Origin of the sequence: Escherichia sp. E4736, assembly GCF_005781225.1 — a bacterium.
In the GTDB taxonomy this organism is placed as follows: domain Bacteria; phylum Pseudomonadota; class Gammaproteobacteria; order Enterobacterales; family Enterobacteriaceae; genus Escherichia.
In genome coordinates this window covers 1-14,900 of record NZ_VATT01000027.1, presented here as the reverse complement: position 1 = coordinate 14,900, position 14,900 = coordinate 1, and the positions used below count along the sequence as shown (strand labels likewise).

Below are 14,900 nucleotides of genomic sequence, written 5' to 3'. Positions count from 1 at the left end.
CTGATAACGCGCCAGATCCGGCTTACATCTCTGCATCATTCAACGCTCACTCGCGTTACGCCGTCTGTTTCTGTCAGACTGAACTGCACGGGCAAGAAACGCTCCACCACGGCGATATTGGTCAGCAGATGACATGAGGGATGGGCGACCGTAAATTCTCCCGCGCCCGCCAGCGCCATCGGCAGTACCAACTGGTCAGCGAGATATTCCCCCACCGCCGCTGGGCTTGCCAGGTAGCGCTTCACCTCTTTCACTAACTGTGCCGCAACCACCTCGGCGCTGACGCGCTTTTCACCGACGACGAAAAAGCGTTCGGTAATATTTTCACTTTCGACTTCAAGCGAGACGGTATTACCCGGCCCCTGGTCGCGCGGCAGGTTATGAATATTCTGCTCATGCAGGGAAAAACTTCCCGCCAGCGTAGCGATTTCACGTTCAGCAACATGGCGCGGCACACCAGCCAGTAGCACCTCTCCACGCATCTGCACAATGTTCCCGCGCTCGCCAAGTTGCAAGGTGTTAAACGATGCCACGGGCGAGACATCCGTTGCCACCACGCCGCCTCCGGCAGGGTAAAAACCGTGGCGTAATAATGTGGTTTGCTGATGAATTCCCATTTTCGCCAGCAGCGGCTCCAGCACCCGGCGGATAAAATCCGCAGGCGGGGCCGACGGGTTATCGGTACCGCCGCTCACTTCAACACGCGAAGGCCCGTCGGCAAACCACAGCGCGGGCAGTACCGTTTGCAGCACCAGCGTACAGCTTCCGGCGCTACCGATAGCAAAGCGGTAATCGCCGCCGCGCACGGTACCAGGCCGGAAGACCAGACGCTGCGACCCCAGCTCCACGCCTTCCACCGTTGCCCTACAAATTTCCGCAGCCGCTTTTACCGCGGTCAGATGCTGGCGCAACAGTCCCGGTTTTGCCCGCCCGGCACGAATGCCGGTGATGGTAAATGGCTGGCCGGTTATCATCGACAGACTCAGCGCCGAACGCAGGATCTGCCCGCCGCCTTCGCCCTGTGCGCCATCCAGCGCAATCATCCTTTTCATCATTTATCCTTTTACGCACACCACCTGACGCAGGGTGTAGATAACTTCCACCAGATCGCTTTGTGCCGCCATCACCGCATCAATATCTTTATACGCCATCGGGATTTCGTCGATCACTTCGGCATCTTTACGGCATTCCACATGCGCGGTGGCACGAATTTGATCTTCCACGCTGAACAGTTTTTTCGCTTTAGTACGGCTCATTACCCGCCCGGCACCGTGGCTGCACGAACAGAACGACTCTTCATTTCCCAGCCCACGGACGATAAAGCTTTTCGCTCCCATCGAACCGGGAATAATTCCATATTGACCAGCACGCGCAGACACCGCGCCTTTACGCGTCACATAGATCTCTTCGCCAAAGTGCTGTTCTTTTTGCACATAGTTGTGGTGACAGTTGATCTCTTCCATCGCCAGCGTTTGTGGCTGTCTTACCGTTTTCTGCGTAATGCTCTGCAACGCCGTTACCACGTTTTCCATCATCGCATCGCGGTTAAGGCTGGCAAAAAGCTGCGCCCAGGCCACGGCTTTCAGGTAATCATCAAAGTATTCCGTACCTTCCATAAAGTACGCCAGATCACGCGACGGCAAGGTTTCAAGCGTTTCCTGCATCTCTTTTTGCGCCAGATCGATAAAGTAAGTCCCGATGGCGTTACCAATTCCGCGTGAACCGGAGTGCAGCATAATCCACACCTGATCCGACTCATCAAGGCAGATTTCAATAAAGTGGTTACCCGTTCCCAGCGTTCCCAGATGTTTATAGTTATTGGTATTCAGGAAACGCGGATATTTTTGCGTTAGCCACTGATAACCGGCTTCCAGCTCAGCCCATTTCGCATCGACGTTAACAGGTGGATTTTCCCAGGCACCTTTATCACGTTTACAACGTCCGGTAGTACGCCCGTGCGGCACGGCCGTTTCAATTGCCTGACGCAGCTCCGCCAGGTTTTCAGGCAGGTCTGCCGCCGTTAACGCAGTACGCAGTGCATTCATTCCACAACCGATATCCACACCCACCGCTGCCGGAATAATCGCCCCTTTGGTCGGGATCACGCTACCAATGGTGGAACCTTTACCCAGGTGTACATCAGGCATTACCGCAATATGTTTGAAAATAAACGGCATCTTCGCCGTATTAATAAGTTGCTGACGCGCATCGGCTTCTACCGGCACGCCTTTGGTCCACATTTTTACCGGGGCATTTTCAGTGGTCAGTAATTCGTAATTCATTTTGTTTTTCTCTTTTCGTTGGTATGTCCTGATAATTGCAACCGTCGTGCCAGAAAATTAAATAAGCAGATTAATTTTTTAATTCATTGCTTTAAAAAAGATTATGTCTTTACGTCCGTAACCGGAGATTTCCCGCAAAGCCGATTTACCGATAATGAAATATCGTCTTTTATAAGGATATCTAAGATGCGTAAAACAGTGGCTTTTGGCTTTGTCGGAACGGTGCTGGATTATGCCGGGCGCGGTAGTCAGCGCTGGTCAAAATGGCGCCCGACACTCTGTTTATGCCAGCAAGAATCGTTGGTCATCGATCGACTGGAATTATTGCACGACGCCCGCTCGCGCTCGCTATTTGAAACGCTTAAACGCGATATCGCCAGCGTTTCGCCAGAAACAGAAGTGGTGAGCGTTGAGATTGAACTGCATAACCCGTGGGATTTCGAAGAGGTTTACGCCTGCCTGCATGATTTTGCCCGTGGCTACGCGTTTCGCCCTGATAAAGAAGAGTATTTAATTCACATCACCACCGGCACCCACGTGGCGCAGATTTGCTGGTTTCTACTGGCGGAAGCGCGTTACCTGCCCGCCCGGCTGATACAATCTTCACCACCGCGCAAAAAAGAACAACCGCGCGGCGCAGGTGAAGTGACGATCATCGATCTCGATTTAAGCCGTTATAACGCCATCGCCAGCCGCTTTGCTGAAGAACGCCAGCAAACCCTCGATTTCCTCAAATCCGGCATTGCCACGCGTAACCCCCAATTCAACCGCATGATTGAGCAGATCGAAAAAGTGGCGATTAAATCCCGCGCGCCAATTCTGCTTAATGGCCCGACCGGTGCAGGTAAGTCATTTCTGGCGCGACGCATCTTCGAGCTAAAACAGGCGCGGCATCAGTTTAGCGGCGCGTTTGTGGAAGTGAACTGCGCCACCCTGCGCGGCGATACCGCCATGTCGACGCTGTTTGGTCATGTGAAAGGCGCGTTTACCGGGGCGCGGGAATCTCGTGAAGGATTATTACGCAGCGCCAACGGCGGAATGTTGTTTCTTGATGAGATTGGCGAACTGGGCGCAGACGAACAGGCAATGCTGCTGAAAGCCATTGAAGAGAAAACCTTTTATCCGTTTGGCAGCGATCGCCAGGTGAGTAGCGACTTTCAGCTTATCGCCGGAACGGTGCGCGATTTGCGCCAGCTGGTTGCCGAAGGCAAATTTCGCGAAGATCTGTACGCGCGGATCAATCTCTGGACCTTCACCCTGCCGGGTCTACGCCAGCGCCAGGAAGATATTGAACCGAACCTTGATTATGAAGTGGAGCGCCACGCCTCACTCACTGGCGACAGCGTGCGTTTTAACACCGAAGCGCGGCGCGCCTGGCTCGCCTTTGCGACATCTCCCCAGGCAACATGGCGCGGTAACTTTCGCGAGCTTTCTGCCAGCGTTACGCGGATGGCAACCTTTGCCACTAACGGACGCATCACTCTGGAAGTGGTTGAAGATGAGATAAACCGTCTGCGCTATAACTGGCAGGAAAGTCGCCCCTCCGCGCTTACGGCGTTGCTGGGCGCAGAGGCAGAAAACATCGATCTCTTTGATCGGCTGCAACTGGAACTCGTTATCGCTATCTGCCGCCAGGCAAAGTCGCTTTCTGCTGCCGGACGACAGCTTTTTGATGTTTCGCGCCAGGGCAAAGCCAGCGTCAATGACGCGGATCGGCTACGCAAATACCTGGCGCGTTTTGGTCTGACGTGGGAAGCAGTACAGAATCAGCACAGCTCCAGTTGAATATGGTGGTCTGTCAGCACCTGCATCACGCCCGCTGGCGGCGGGGCGTCGGTGTAGACGGCATCAACCATGTTGATGCTGCCCATATTGACCATCGCGTTACGGCCAAATTTCGAGTGATCGACAACCAGCATAACGTGACGCGAGTTCTCAATAATGGCGCGTTTGGTGCGAACTTCGTGGTAATCGAACTCCAGCAGCGAGCCGTCGCTATCGATGCCGCTGATCCCCAGAATGCCAAAGTCCAGACGGAACTGAGAGATAAAATCGAGCGTCGCTTCGCCAATGATCCCGCCATCGCGGCTGCGTAATTCGCCTCCGGCGAGAATGATGCGAAAATCTTCTTTTACCATCAACGTGTTAGCAACGTTGAGATTGTTGGTGACAATGCGCAAATTGCTGTGATTGAGCAGCGCGTGCGCCACCGCTTCCGGCGTGGTGCCGATATCGATAAACAGCGTCGAGCCGTTGGGGATTTGCTCCGCCACTTTACGGGCGATGCGCTCTTTTTCTTCGGTCTGGGTGGCCTTGCGATCGTGCCACGGCGTGTTAACCGAACTGGAAGGCAGCGCCGCACCGCCATGATGGCGCAGGATCAGGTTTTGCTCTGCCAGCTCGTTGAGGTCGCGGCGAATAGTCTGCGGGCTGACGGAGAAATGTTCTACCAGCTCTTCGGTGCTGACATAACCCTGCTGTTTAACCAGTTCGATAATACCGTTGTGACGTTGTGTTTGTTTCATTTATAAATCCCTGGAATTATTTTCGTTTTCGCGCATTGAGCGAATCAACAAAAGCCATCGCTAAACCCACGGCTAACCCGGCGATGTGTGCTCCGTTCGCCATCGACATCCCAAACAAATCAAACCATCCGGCGACAATCCAGATCAGCGCGAAGATGATTAACCCACGTTGCAGGTAAATGCCACTTTGCGGATCGCGTTCGCCACGTAGCCAGACGTAGCCCATCAGCGCATACACCACGCCAGAAAGCCCGCCAAACCACGGCCCGCTGAATTTTTGCTGCACATAGCCACTTAACAGGGCGCTAATGAGAGTAATGACAATTAGCTTACCGCTACCGAGGCGTTTTTCCACCGCACCGCCGAGATACCACCACCAGAGCAAGTTAAAGAGGATATGCATTAGTGAGAAATGCATTAACGCATGGGTGAAGTAGCGCCAGAACTCAAATTTCAGCGTCGGATCGAATGGCCAGGCCAACCATAGCATCACGTCCTGATCGCCAAGGATTTGCATGGCGATAAACACCAGCACGCAGGCGATCATCATCACCCAGGTTACCGGACCTGCACGTTCACGCAAGGCAGCAAAGAAAGGATAACGGCGATAATGCAGGCCACTGCCGGTATGGCCCGCCTGCCAGCTGGCAGCGAGATAACGCGGATCAGCCGGGTTTTCGAGAAAACGCGCCAGCTCCGCCCGCACACGTTCAGCCTGGGATTCATCCGCCAGCCAGACATCGCTTTGATTATGTTGTTGAATCGTGAGGATAACACCCTGCGTCGCCATGTAATCGACAAACGCCTGCGCCACGCGGGGGTTAGCAAAAGAGGTAATCATCAACATTGTTGCTGTCGCTTATTCCACACAAAAGGGGACAGTATAAAGCCTTACGCGCCGTACGCCACCTCTGTGGGAAACTGACGTTGCCAGGCTTCAAAACCGCCATCAATGCTATAGACCACATCGTAGCCCTGTTGCAGCAGATACTGCGCCGCGCCTTTGCTGCTATTACCGTGGTAACACATCACCATCACCGGCGTATCGAAGTCGTTATCACGCATAAACGCGCCCAGTGTGTCGTTAGTCAAATGGAAAGCCTGCGCCGCATGCCCCATTGCGAAACTCTGTGGATCGCGAATATCGACCAGCACCGCCTCTTTTTCCTGCAACTTCTGGTGCGCGTCGGCAACGTTAATACATTCGAACTGATCCATGCGTCTCTCTTTCTTTACAAACAAGTGGGCAAATTTACCGCACAGTTTACGTCGAAGCGGCAGATAAACGCCATAATGTTATACATATCACTCTAAAATGTTTTTTCAATGTTACCCAAAGCGCGATTCTTTGCTAATATGTTCGATAACGAACATTTATGAGCTTTAACGAAAGTGAATGAGGGCAGCATGGAAACCAAAGATCTGATTGTGATAGGTGGCGGCATCAATGGTGCTGGTATCGCGGCAGACGCCGCTGGACGCGGTTTATCCGTGCTGATGCTGGAAGCCCAGGATCTCGCTTGCGCGACCTCCTCCGCCAGTTCAAAACTCATTCACGGTGGCCTGCGCTACCTTGAGCACTATGAATTCCGACTGGTCAGCGAGGCGCTGGCCGAACGTGAAGTGCTACTGAAAATGGCGCCGCATATCGCCTTCCCGATGCGTTTTCGCCTGCCGCATCGTCCGCATCTGCGCCCGGCGTGGATGATTCGTATTGGTCTGTTCATGTACGATCATCTGGGCAAACGCACCAGCCTGCCGGGATCAACCGGTTTGCGTTTTGGCGCAAATTCAGTGTTAAAACCGGAAATTAAGCGCGGATTCGAATATTCCGACTGTTGGGTAGACGACGCCCGTCTGGTACTCGCCAACGCCCAGATGGTGGTGCGTAAAGGCGGTGAAGTGCTTACTCGTACTCGTGCCACTTCTGCTCGCCGCGAAAACGGCCTGTGGATTGTGGAAGCGGAAGATATCGATACTGGCAAAAAATATACATGGCAGGCGCGCGGCCTGGTTAACGCCACTGGCCCGTGGGTGAAACAGTTCTTCGACGACGGCATGCATTTGCCCTCGCCTTATGGCATTCGCCTGATCAAAGGCAGCCATATTGTGGTGCCGCGCGTGCATACCCAAAAACAAGCCTACATTCTGCAAAACGAAGATAAACGTATTGTCTTTGTGATCCCGTGGATGGACGAGTTTTCCATCATCGGCACTACCGATGTAGAGTACAAAGGCGATCCAAAAGCAGTGAAGATTGAAGAGAGTGAAATCAATTACCTGCTGAAAGTGTATAACACGCACTTTAAAAAGCAGTTAAGCCGGGACGATATCGTCTGGACCTACTCCGGCGTGCGCCCACTGTGTGATGACGAGTCCGATTCGCCGCAGGCTATTACCCGTGATTACACCCTTGATATTCATGATGAAAACGGCAAAGCACCGCTGCTGTCGGTATTTGGCGGTAAGCTGACCACCTACCGCAAACTGGCGGAACATGCGCTGGAAAAACTGACGCCGTATTATCAGGGTATTGGCCCGGCGTGGACGAAAGAGAGCGTGCTGCCGGGTGGTGCCATCGAAGGCGACCGCGACGACTACGCAGCCCGCCTGCGTCGCCGTTACCCGTTCCTGACCGAATCGCTGACACGTCATTACGCGCGCACTTACGGCAGCAACAGCGAGCTGCTGCTCGGCAATGCGGGGGCGATAAGCGACCTCGGGGAGGATTTCGGTCATGAGTTTTACGAAGCGGAGCTGAAATACCTGGTCGACCACGAATGGGTCCGTCGCGCCGACGATGCCCTGTGGCGTCGCACAAAACAAGGCATGTGGCTAAATGCGGAACAACAGTCTCGTGTGAGTCAGTGGCTGGTGGAGTATACGCAGCAGAAGTTGTCGCTGGCGTCGTAAATTAACGCAAGGTGGCCAGGTCAGATTTCAATCTGACCTGAGACTGATGACAAACAAAAAAACTGCCTGATGCGCTACGCTTATCAGGCCTACGTGGTTTATGCAATACATTGAATTTGCGCGATTTTGTAGGCCGAATAAGGCGTTCACGCCGCATCCGGCATGAGCAAAGCGCACTTTGTCAACAATCTGAGGTCAAATTTCAATCTAACCTACTTTTTGATTCAGGGAATTACCGCAAAGCCCACGCCATCATACCCAACGTAACAAAACTCAGACACATTACCCACTCGCCCCACTTCTTCCTCTGGCTTCTATTTTTGCTACGCCACTGGCAATAATATCCCAACGCAAAACCAAGCTGTGCACTTATCGGGCCGACAAAGCCAGTCCACGGTTGGGACCAAAATGGCGAAAAATTCAGTGGGAGCCAGACGACTGTCAGAAAGAAACTGCGCATATTTTCCAGCAAAGCAATTTGCGCTGGCGCGACATAAAAAATGATATTCCACAGGAGCAACCAGAAATAAACTGGTGCGAATACCAGCCAACAATGGAGTCTGCTTTTCAATTCAGATTGAGTTCTGCGAGCAAATTGCCAACCGACGCAGCACATTACACAGAAGAAAAGCGCATATTCGACCGATAACCAAAGTTGTAATTCCAGAAATGAAATACGCCTGATCATGAGCGGGATAGAGAACAGTATCTCCCCCAGAAAACTCAGCGTTATAACAGAAGCAGCCAGCGCAACTACCGTCGGCCATATCAACAACGGTACAATAATAAAGCCGAGAATTAGCGGGGGAATATAAAGTCTGATTTTATTCATCTTTATTGTCCTGATGATTCGGGGCATGCGTCATACATCGCGCACAAACACTCATCAATCATCCAGTCATCTTCCCAGACCTGATACTGTGTGCCCTGTTCAGGCTGTTTAAGCGGGTTTTCAATCGCTTGCCGCGCGCGTTCTTTCAGGATGGATTGCTTGTTGTCAGCCCAGGTATTGATTTGGGCGGTAATAGCTTTATCGTCATCATCCTGCTCAAAGCTACTATTTGTTCCTGCTGACTCAGGCAATATTCACAACAAACCACACATCGCTTCGGCACTGGATAACGGTGAAAGGTGTGATATATCTGCTCAATTAATGCCTGCATGGCGGGGCTGGGTTGCATAATTATCCCCTCGCCCGCTGGTCGCGTGTAAACGGTTGATAAACAAAACGAGCATTCGCCGCGTTCAGGCGAATAATAGTAGTATCCATATTATTTCTCCTGCTTTAAGGTTGCGTTTTATACAGCGGCACATATCCCACATCCTCTACCAATTGCTGCCCCTGCGGGCTTAAAAACCAGTCGACGAATTTCTGCGTCTCCGGCGTGGGGTTTTCACGCGTCACCATATAAGCATCAATTATGTACGGATAAGTGCCGTTACGGATATTTTCCTCTGTAGGCGCAACGCCATTTATAGCCAGCAGTTTGATTTGTTTGCGCATTTTGAGCATATTGTCATTCATACGTGTGACGTAATAGTGGAAGGTGTATCCAATGGAAGATGGTGTGTTTTGGTAGTCGGCGACTTCGGTAATTAAACCGCCCATAAGATCAATAACAGTGGATTTTTTGGCTGGCAGCATTGGAGTGTCTTGCATAACCAGTCCCTTCATAACCGTTTGGCTTCCTGAATCTTCTGGCCGCTGCCAGACTTTTATGCGGTCGTCACCACCGCCTACTTTATTCCAGCGACTCACTTTACCGCTAAAAATGTCTTTGACCTGCTGTTCGCTAAGTGAATTAACCGGGTTTTTGATATCAACGATAAAGACAAAGGCTTCGCGGGCAAACGCGGTATATTTCAGCTTAACTCCCGCTTCTTCTGCACGTTTTTTCTGTCCTTCAGAAGGTTGCGCGACAAAAATAACTGTCGCAGTACCTTTAATCAGACTATCGTAGGCTTCCGCTGTTCGGGTTTGCTGTAAACCATACGCCTGCCAGGCCAGCGAAGTTTGATCCGCATCTTTCGGCTCCGGTACTAATTCATAATATGCAGAAGCATACAGCGGGTATAAAGCTGTTGCACCGTACACTCTCGGCCATCTTGACCAATCATCGCTGTAACGTAGTTCAGGTTCTCCCCGCAGAGAAGTCAGTCCCCGACTCTCTTCTTCCCTGACACTGTTATAGTAGGCTTCCCGGTCGGCGCATCCCGCCAGTAATACTGCACCTAACAGTAAAACGCCTATGAATTTATTCATCGCGCTGATTCCTTTGCATCGAATTTTATTTCATTGTTGGATACATCGGCACATATCCCACATCTTCCACCAGGCTCTGCCCTTGTGGCGTTAAAAACCACTCCACCAATTTTTGTGTCTCTGACGTCGTATTTTCCTGTGTTACCATGAATGCATCGACGATATACGGATATTTACCATTTCGAATACTTTCCTCTGTCGGTGTAATACCGTTAACTGCTAATAATTTTATATTTTTGTCAGCATTCATTTGCGTCGCGTAATAGCGGAAGGTGTAGCCTATTGAATTTTTTGTATTACGGTATTCGGCAACGACTTTAATCATTCCCCCCATCATGCTAGCCACTTCAGTTTCCTTTGGTGAGATCATGCGGACATTATTCATGACCTGTGATTGCATCACCGTCTGACTGCCAGAGTCTTCCGGGCGTTGCCAGGTCTGGATCTCCTGATCATTACCGCCAACCGTGCGCCAGTTGGTAATTGTGCCACTGAAGATGTCACGCACTTGTTGTTCAGTCAGGGAATTAACTGGGTTATCCGCATTGACAATGAAAACAAACGCTTCACGGGCGAAAGGTATGTAGTTCAAAGTGACGCCCGATTCCCATGCGCGTTTTTTCTGCCCACCGGAAGGTTGAGCCACAAAGATAATATCAGCTTCACCTTTAACAATCTTATTATATGCTTCTGGGGTACGAGAGTTATCCAGATATTCCCATACGTGAAAATCCTCTGGTATTACGCTTAACGCATAAAAGGCAGATGCATAAATTGGATACGCTGCCGTAGCGCCATCGAGTCGCGGCCAGTTTTGCGTGAACTGAATTTGCGGTTTACCACGCAGTGGCGTCAGTTGATTATTTAGTTTATCGGGTTGCCAGGCCCAGGTATCAATATTTTCGCGCACACCAACGCCTGGATTAAGTTCTTTATATAAATGAGCCTGATAACCAGCGATAAAAACAAGTATGAGAAGGATAAACAGGAGAGAATTACGGCAACGTAGCCCGGATGTGCCGGTTAAAGAATGTCTGGTTGGCCAGCTGTATCCCAGCGAAAAACTGATATGCGCCCCAACGGGAATAATGACTACCCACCAATACTCACCACCGACTAATGAGACTAACAAAACGCCCAGCCAGGGGAGCATAAGGTCTGCCAACCAACCCGATCCCATCTGGCGAAATTGATAATCTTCCAGATGCAGCGCGATTATCCAGCCAATCAGGGTTAATAGTGCGGGTAAGAGAAAAAAGCATTGTCGCCAGGCGGCTATTTCTCTTTTTTCTGGTGCGCTATCGCCCGCCCATACTCGCCCCGAGAAAAATAGCATTATCGAACCCAGCGCCAACATAAAAATGTTAAGCAGAAGGTAAATTGTTGGCGTGAAGAGTAAATTGCAAACTTCAAGAATGGCGGCAAGCCCGGCACCCAGCATGGCAACAACCGCTGCCAAAAATTGCGTCAGTATGGGGATGCCGAAAAAAGTCATTACCAGCGAGGTCAAAATCCATTTTCCGTTTTGCATATTATTCATCCTTGCTGTTACTGTGCTTTATTTTGCACCGATGGCTAAAAGCGGGCTAATCCGTTTCTGCACTGACTCACATATCACTGATATTCCACCCGTAAAACAGCCAGGGCGTTATAACGCCCCGCGGCAGGTAGTCGCCCTGTGGTACTGACGGGGAGAGACAGAAAAGTCACGTCTGCCGTCTGAGCGGATGCTGCCCGGTTTTCTATTAACTTAAATGGTACTCCAACATGAGTAGCAAGAGCGTTCAAATCTACGGACTCCTGTTGGCTATCCATAATCATAATGCCAACGTCTGGGTTATCCTCCGCCTGAAGAATACTTTGCCGACCGTTAACATCTCTCGTTGATGAAATATTTCCATCAAAAACCAGCGTCATTACGGCATCAATATCTTTGTTCGTGCAATTGATCGGAATAGTGGTTGCAACTGGAGAAATACCTGTTGGCTTCACTCCAGCGCCAGCCCGACTTAACTCACTAGCCCAGACATCAGGCATATTAACGGTAAAACTGGTGCCCTCATTAATTGTGCAGCCTTGTGGAACCTCAATATTTAAGTTGCCAATATAAGCATTAAATACAGGAACGGGGCCATGTTCAGTTGGGAACTGGCTAACGTACAAAGAAACTAGTAGCACACTATTTATTGAGACATCGGATATTATTTTTTTATCCAGTCTGATTTTTATATATCCCTCTGTTCCTGAGGTCCAATCAGATGGTTTACTTCTGTCTGCTGGATAATTGGTGCTATAGTTATCAAAAGGTACTGTTTTATCTGTCATTGTGCCATTTTTATTATAGAGTTTTATATGTGTCGAGACAGATATTTCATGAGTCAGAGGAATAAATATATCGCTCCCCTGATGATCACCAGATGCTCCCGACGGGTCAATTCCAGACACACCGGAAAAATAAACTTCATAATCATCAAGAGAATTGCAATATGCCTTATAACGCCCTATTTTCCAGTTCTGCGTTGGTAATACCGTTCCAGGAGAGTTATTATTGACATCAGAGACAGTAATAGTACCAAAATTATAAGAAAATACTGCTGGCGTACTGTTATTACCAGGAGAACCAGGATAACAAAAAGCGCGATCACGTCCCATATCTTCAGCATACACAATGTTATAGAAATTACTGATTAAAAGAATAGAAAATATAAAAATTGCTTTTACATTTCCCCAAAAACAAGTAAACATCATGCCTCTCCAGTTATCCATGTATCGCTGCTGTACCCATAGCATTATTTTGCAAAACATTTAATTTCACACTCCATACAGGTAAAGCATTATTGTAAAGATCCAACGTCTGCCAGTTAATCTCGCAATATCCTTGCCCCTGACACCAATTCTGTTGACGATGGCTAAATGGTGCGACCATGCCACCATTTATGTTTTTACCATCAATAGATAAATTATAGAGTGTCACATACCAGGGTGTAGGATTAAAAACAGTGACAGCCTCATTGCTTCGCGACCAGCGTAACTGCTGATAAGCGTTAAGTGGATTACCTGATAACGCCTCCGGGCGATAAAATATTTTCATCCGGTTGCGTACAGCTACCTGGAGTTGATTTTCGTGCTTAAGCTGTGAGTCTTGTTCCTGAGCAGGTAACGCAGCAACATTCAGTATAAATAAACTCTCACGATCTGTAGGTAACTGACCACCTACGCGATTAATTCTTATTTTGGTATTTTTATCTTGTTTAAGTACCAATAATGGTGGCGTAGCAATAAATGCCTTATCTGGAAGTAAAGGCTGAGATTCTACTGTCCCATTTAACTGACGTCCATCATCAGGTGTCACGGAAATTTTAACCAGCATATCTTTACTGGCTGTATTTTTAAGCTCGACCGAAATTGATGACTGCTTTTCTGGGTAAACAAAACGGGTACCGCCAACGACAACCCCTGCTTGCGCATTTACGCAACATATTAAAAAGCATATCAGCACATTAATCATAAGTGACGATAAAGGAAACTGATGCATTCGCATCTCCTGGTTGTACATCATTTTTTATCGCTTTATAAGCAGCAAAGAAATGCAATGTATTATCTACCAATGGCGTAAGGGCATAACTGGTACTTTTTATACCATTACTAATACTTTGTTTGTTGTTATCATAAATAGCCAGTGCTAACCCCTCAACAGATCCCTCTTCCAGTTTATACAGAGTGGTATCTTCACTCACAGATGCTCCATCAAATTTGATATTGGCATTACTGACATCACTGCCACATCGGGTTAATTTTATAGAGAAGTCAATTTTTTCAGTGATATCCCCTGAATTTTTAACCCTATAACTGGGAACATCAGGCATGTTAACCGTGAAATTTTTAGACTCATCGGCAACAATACAAGTCTTTGCCGTTATTATTCCTTCTATACGTACAATACCAGCATGTGTTGTATCATCAGCAATTGATGACATGGATATCACAGAGAATAACAGAGCAATTAAATTCCAATAGCGCTTCATATCACCCTCACTGATAGTCTATATCAAAGTACAACAGTGCATTCGCCTGCCCCGCATGTACGTTTTGCTGAGTTGACTTATAGCGGAGTTTAAAGGCCAAACTGGCATCGCCATTATTATCTAAAACTAATTCCCGGAAGCCTGACTCACCATTAATTGCTATAATTTTATCATTGCTATCTAAAATTTCGACGCCCACTCCAGTTGCACTATCTGCACTGGAAGTAAGGCGTAATAAGGTGGTATTGATAGCATCTGTATCCCCGCTAAACCGCACATTAGCACTAACTCCTGAACTATAAACAGTGCTGGTTGTCGTTGGACACCCTTCCAGATTTATTGTAAATGTACGGCTACCAGAAACATCTCCCACATTTAAAAAATCATTGACGTCATAAGTTCCCATGTTTACTGGCTGGTCTTTACTTCCAGCTGTAATATCACACGTTTTTGCTAATAACTGGCCTGTAAATGTGACCACTACGGTATCGTTAGCCAGTGCATTATATGAAACCACCATCATGGATAATGAAGTGAAAATTAATAGAATAAATTGCTGTAATATATTCATCAGCGGCACTCCAGATTTGCATAGCTAATAGCATTATCTAGCTCACTTTCCGGTAATTGATAGCTTGCCTGACATTGCTGATAAGAACTTTCTCCCCACTGTATATTTATTATGCCTTGCAAAGGCAAACCGGAGAGATAAACCTGCCCACTGTCACCCACTATTCCTGTAATCTGAGTGGTTCCCTCAGTGGGTACACTGGCCGTCGCACCAAATGGAACTGGTTTATTACGATAGCTCAAATTAAATAAACCACGAATACCGACATGGGCATTAAACTCAGCGCGAACTAAAGCGCCTTTATGATCTTGACCCGCTATC

Annotated in this window: 15 protein-coding genes and 1 pseudogene; 2 read left to right on the top strand and 14 right to left on the bottom strand. The window is 48.8% G+C overall.

Annotated features, from left to right (window positions below; all coding sequences use genetic code 11):
* Positions 1-35: 35 nt before the first annotated feature.
* Positions 36-1,052: an RNA 3'-terminal phosphate cyclase gene (gene rtcA / locus FEK46_RS16660; RefSeq protein ID WP_135560274.1), complete on the bottom strand. Its 1,017-nt coding sequence runs from the start codon at positions 1,050-1,052 to the stop codon at positions 36-38.
* A gap of 3 nt (positions 1,053-1,055) precedes the next feature.
* Positions 1,056-2,282, bottom strand: a complete 1,227-nt coding sequence (rtcB, locus tag FEK46_RS16655; protein ID WP_001105466.1) for an RNA-splicing ligase RtcB — start codon at positions 2,280-2,282, stop codon at positions 1,056-1,058.
* Positions 2,283-2,468: 186 nt separating this feature from the next.
* On the opposite strand from rtcB, the gene rtcR reads away from it, so the two are divergent.
* A complete protein-coding gene (gene rtcR, locus FEK46_RS16650) occupies positions 2,469-4,067 on the top strand; it encodes a DNA-binding transcriptional regulator RtcR (RefSeq protein ID WP_135560275.1) in 1,599 nt (532 codons plus the stop codon).
* Here rtcR and FEK46_RS16645 read toward each other — a convergent pair.
* Genes FEK46_RS16645 through glpE form a run of 3 tightly spaced genes read right to left on the bottom strand, consistent with a single transcriptional unit; the run spans position 4,049 to position 6,025 of the window.
* Positions 4,049-4,807, bottom strand: coding sequence for a DeoR/GlpR family transcriptional regulator (locus FEK46_RS16645; protein WP_130209015.1), 759 nt, complete (start codon positions 4,805-4,807; stop codon positions 4,049-4,051). The two genes, rtcR and FEK46_RS16645, sit on opposite strands and share 19 nt — an antisense overlap.
* 16 nt (positions 4,808-4,823) lie before the next feature.
* A complete protein-coding gene (gene glpG / locus FEK46_RS16640; protein WP_130221379.1) occupies positions 4,824-5,654 on the bottom strand; it encodes a rhomboid family intramembrane serine protease GlpG in 831 nt (276 codons plus the stop codon).
* 44 nt (positions 5,655-5,698) lie between these two features.
* Positions 5,699-6,025 carry a thiosulfate sulfurtransferase GlpE gene (gene glpE / locus FEK46_RS16635; protein WP_130221378.1) on the bottom strand — a complete coding sequence of 109 codons (327 nt, stop codon included), beginning with the start codon at positions 6,023-6,025 and terminating at the stop codon, positions 5,699-5,701.
* A gap of 189 nt (positions 6,026-6,214) precedes the next feature.
* On the opposite strand from glpE, the gene glpD reads away from it, so the two are divergent.
* Positions 6,215-7,720 (top strand): glycerol-3-phosphate dehydrogenase, encoded by a 1,506-nt coding sequence (gene glpD / locus FEK46_RS16630; RefSeq protein WP_135560276.1) that lies wholly within the window; start codon positions 6,215-6,217, stop codon positions 7,718-7,720.
* A 232-nt stretch (positions 7,721-7,952) separates the two neighbouring features.
* Here glpD and FEK46_RS16625 read toward each other — a convergent pair whose 3' ends face one another.
* The 9 genes and pseudogenes from FEK46_RS16625 to FEK46_RS16585 all read right to left on the bottom strand — a co-directional run.
* Positions 7,953-8,552 carry a hypothetical protein gene (locus tag FEK46_RS16625; RefSeq protein WP_130258709.1) on the bottom strand — a complete coding sequence of 200 codons (600 nt, stop codon included), beginning with the start codon at positions 8,550-8,552 and terminating at the stop codon, positions 7,953-7,955.
* Positions 8,553-8,554: 2 nt separating this feature from the next.
* Positions 8,555-8,901: pseudogene (locus FEK46_RS16620) on the bottom strand (hypothetical protein).
* Between the two features lie 104 nt (positions 8,902-9,005).
* On the bottom strand, positions 9,006-9,983 hold the full coding sequence (locus FEK46_RS16615) for a PstS family phosphate ABC transporter substrate-binding protein (RefSeq protein ID WP_135560277.1): 978 nt from the start codon (positions 9,981-9,983) through the stop codon (positions 9,006-9,008).
* Between the two features lie 25 nt (positions 9,984-10,008).
* The gene (locus FEK46_RS16610) at positions 10,009-11,514 is read right to left on the bottom strand and encodes a PstS family phosphate ABC transporter substrate-binding protein (protein WP_135560278.1); all 1,506 of its coding nucleotides are present in this window, start codon (positions 11,512-11,514) and stop codon (positions 10,009-10,011) included.
* 83 nt (positions 11,515-11,597) lie between these two features.
* On the bottom strand, positions 11,598-12,728 hold the full coding sequence (locus tag FEK46_RS16605; RefSeq protein ID WP_171020822.1) for a fimbrial protein: 1,131 nt from the start codon (positions 12,726-12,728) through the stop codon (positions 11,598-11,600).
* A 13-nt stretch (positions 12,729-12,741) separates the two neighbouring features.
* Positions 12,742-13,518 carry a molecular chaperone gene (locus FEK46_RS16600; protein WP_130209025.1) on the bottom strand — a complete coding sequence of 259 codons (777 nt, stop codon included), beginning with the start codon at positions 13,516-13,518 and terminating at the stop codon, positions 12,742-12,744.
* Positions 13,484-14,008 carry a fimbrial protein gene (locus tag FEK46_RS16595; RefSeq protein ID WP_135560279.1) on the bottom strand — a complete coding sequence of 175 codons (525 nt, stop codon included), beginning with the start codon at positions 14,006-14,008 and terminating at the stop codon, positions 13,484-13,486. The genes FEK46_RS16600 and FEK46_RS16595 overlap by 35 nt, the downstream gene beginning before the upstream one ends.
* Positions 14,009-14,015: 7 nt before the next feature.
* Positions 14,016-14,579, bottom strand: a complete 564-nt coding sequence (locus FEK46_RS16590; RefSeq protein ID WP_135490445.1) for a fimbrial protein — start codon at positions 14,577-14,579, stop codon at positions 14,016-14,018.
* The coding region (locus FEK46_RS16585) for a FimD/PapC C-terminal domain-containing protein (RefSeq protein WP_240731126.1) at positions 14,579-14,900 on the bottom strand (322 nt) is incomplete at its 5' end. The genes FEK46_RS16585 and FEK46_RS16590, both read right to left, overlap by 1 nt.

Bases quoted from the DNA above. Each gene is read 5' to 3' on its own strand.
- FEK46_RS16605 (WP_171020822.1), bottom strand. From the start codon at position 12,728: ATGTTTACTTGTTTTTGGGGAAATGTAAAAGCAATTTTTATATTTTCT.
- FEK46_RS16600 (WP_130209025.1), bottom strand. From the start codon at position 13,518: ATGCATCAGTTTCCTTTATCGTCACTTATGATTAATGTGCTGATATGC.
- FEK46_RS16595 (WP_135560279.1), bottom strand. From the start codon at position 14,008: ATGAAGCGCTATTGGAATTTAATTGCTCTGTTATTCTCTGTGATATCC.
- FEK46_RS16645 (WP_130209015.1), bottom strand. From the start codon at position 4,807: ATGAAACAAACACAACGTCACAACGGTATTATCGAACTGGTTAAACAG.
- glpD (WP_135560276.1), top strand. From the start codon at position 6,215: ATGGAAACCAAAGATCTGATTGTGATAGGTGGCGGCATCAATGGTGCT.
- glpE (WP_130221378.1), bottom strand. From the start codon at position 6,025: ATGGATCAGTTCGAATGTATTAACGTTGCCGACGCGCACCAGAAGTTG.
- FEK46_RS16590 (WP_135490445.1), bottom strand. From the start codon at position 14,579: ATGAATATATTACAGCAATTTATTCTATTAATTTTCACTTCATTATCC.
- FEK46_RS16625 (WP_130258709.1), bottom strand. From the start codon at position 8,552: ATGAATAAAATCAGACTTTATATTCCCCCGCTAATTCTCGGCTTTATT.
- glpG (WP_130221379.1), bottom strand. From the start codon at position 5,654: ATGTTGATGATTACCTCTTTTGCTAACCCCCGCGTGGCGCAGGCGTTT.
- rtcB (WP_001105466.1), bottom strand. From the start codon at position 2,282: ATGAATTACGAATTACTGACCACTGAAAATGCCCCGGTAAAAATGTGG.
- FEK46_RS16610 (WP_135560278.1), bottom strand. From the start codon at position 11,514: ATGCAAAACGGAAAATGGATTTTGACCTCGCTGGTAATGACTTTTTTC.
- FEK46_RS16615 (WP_135560277.1), bottom strand. From the start codon at position 9,983: ATGAATAAATTCATAGGCGTTTTACTGTTAGGTGCAGTATTACTGGCG.
- rtcR (WP_135560275.1), top strand. From the start codon at position 2,469: ATGCGTAAAACAGTGGCTTTTGGCTTTGTCGGAACGGTGCTGGATTAT.
- rtcA (WP_135560274.1), bottom strand. From the start codon at position 1,052: ATGAAAAGGATGATTGCGCTGGATGGCGCACAGGGCGAAGGCGGCGGG.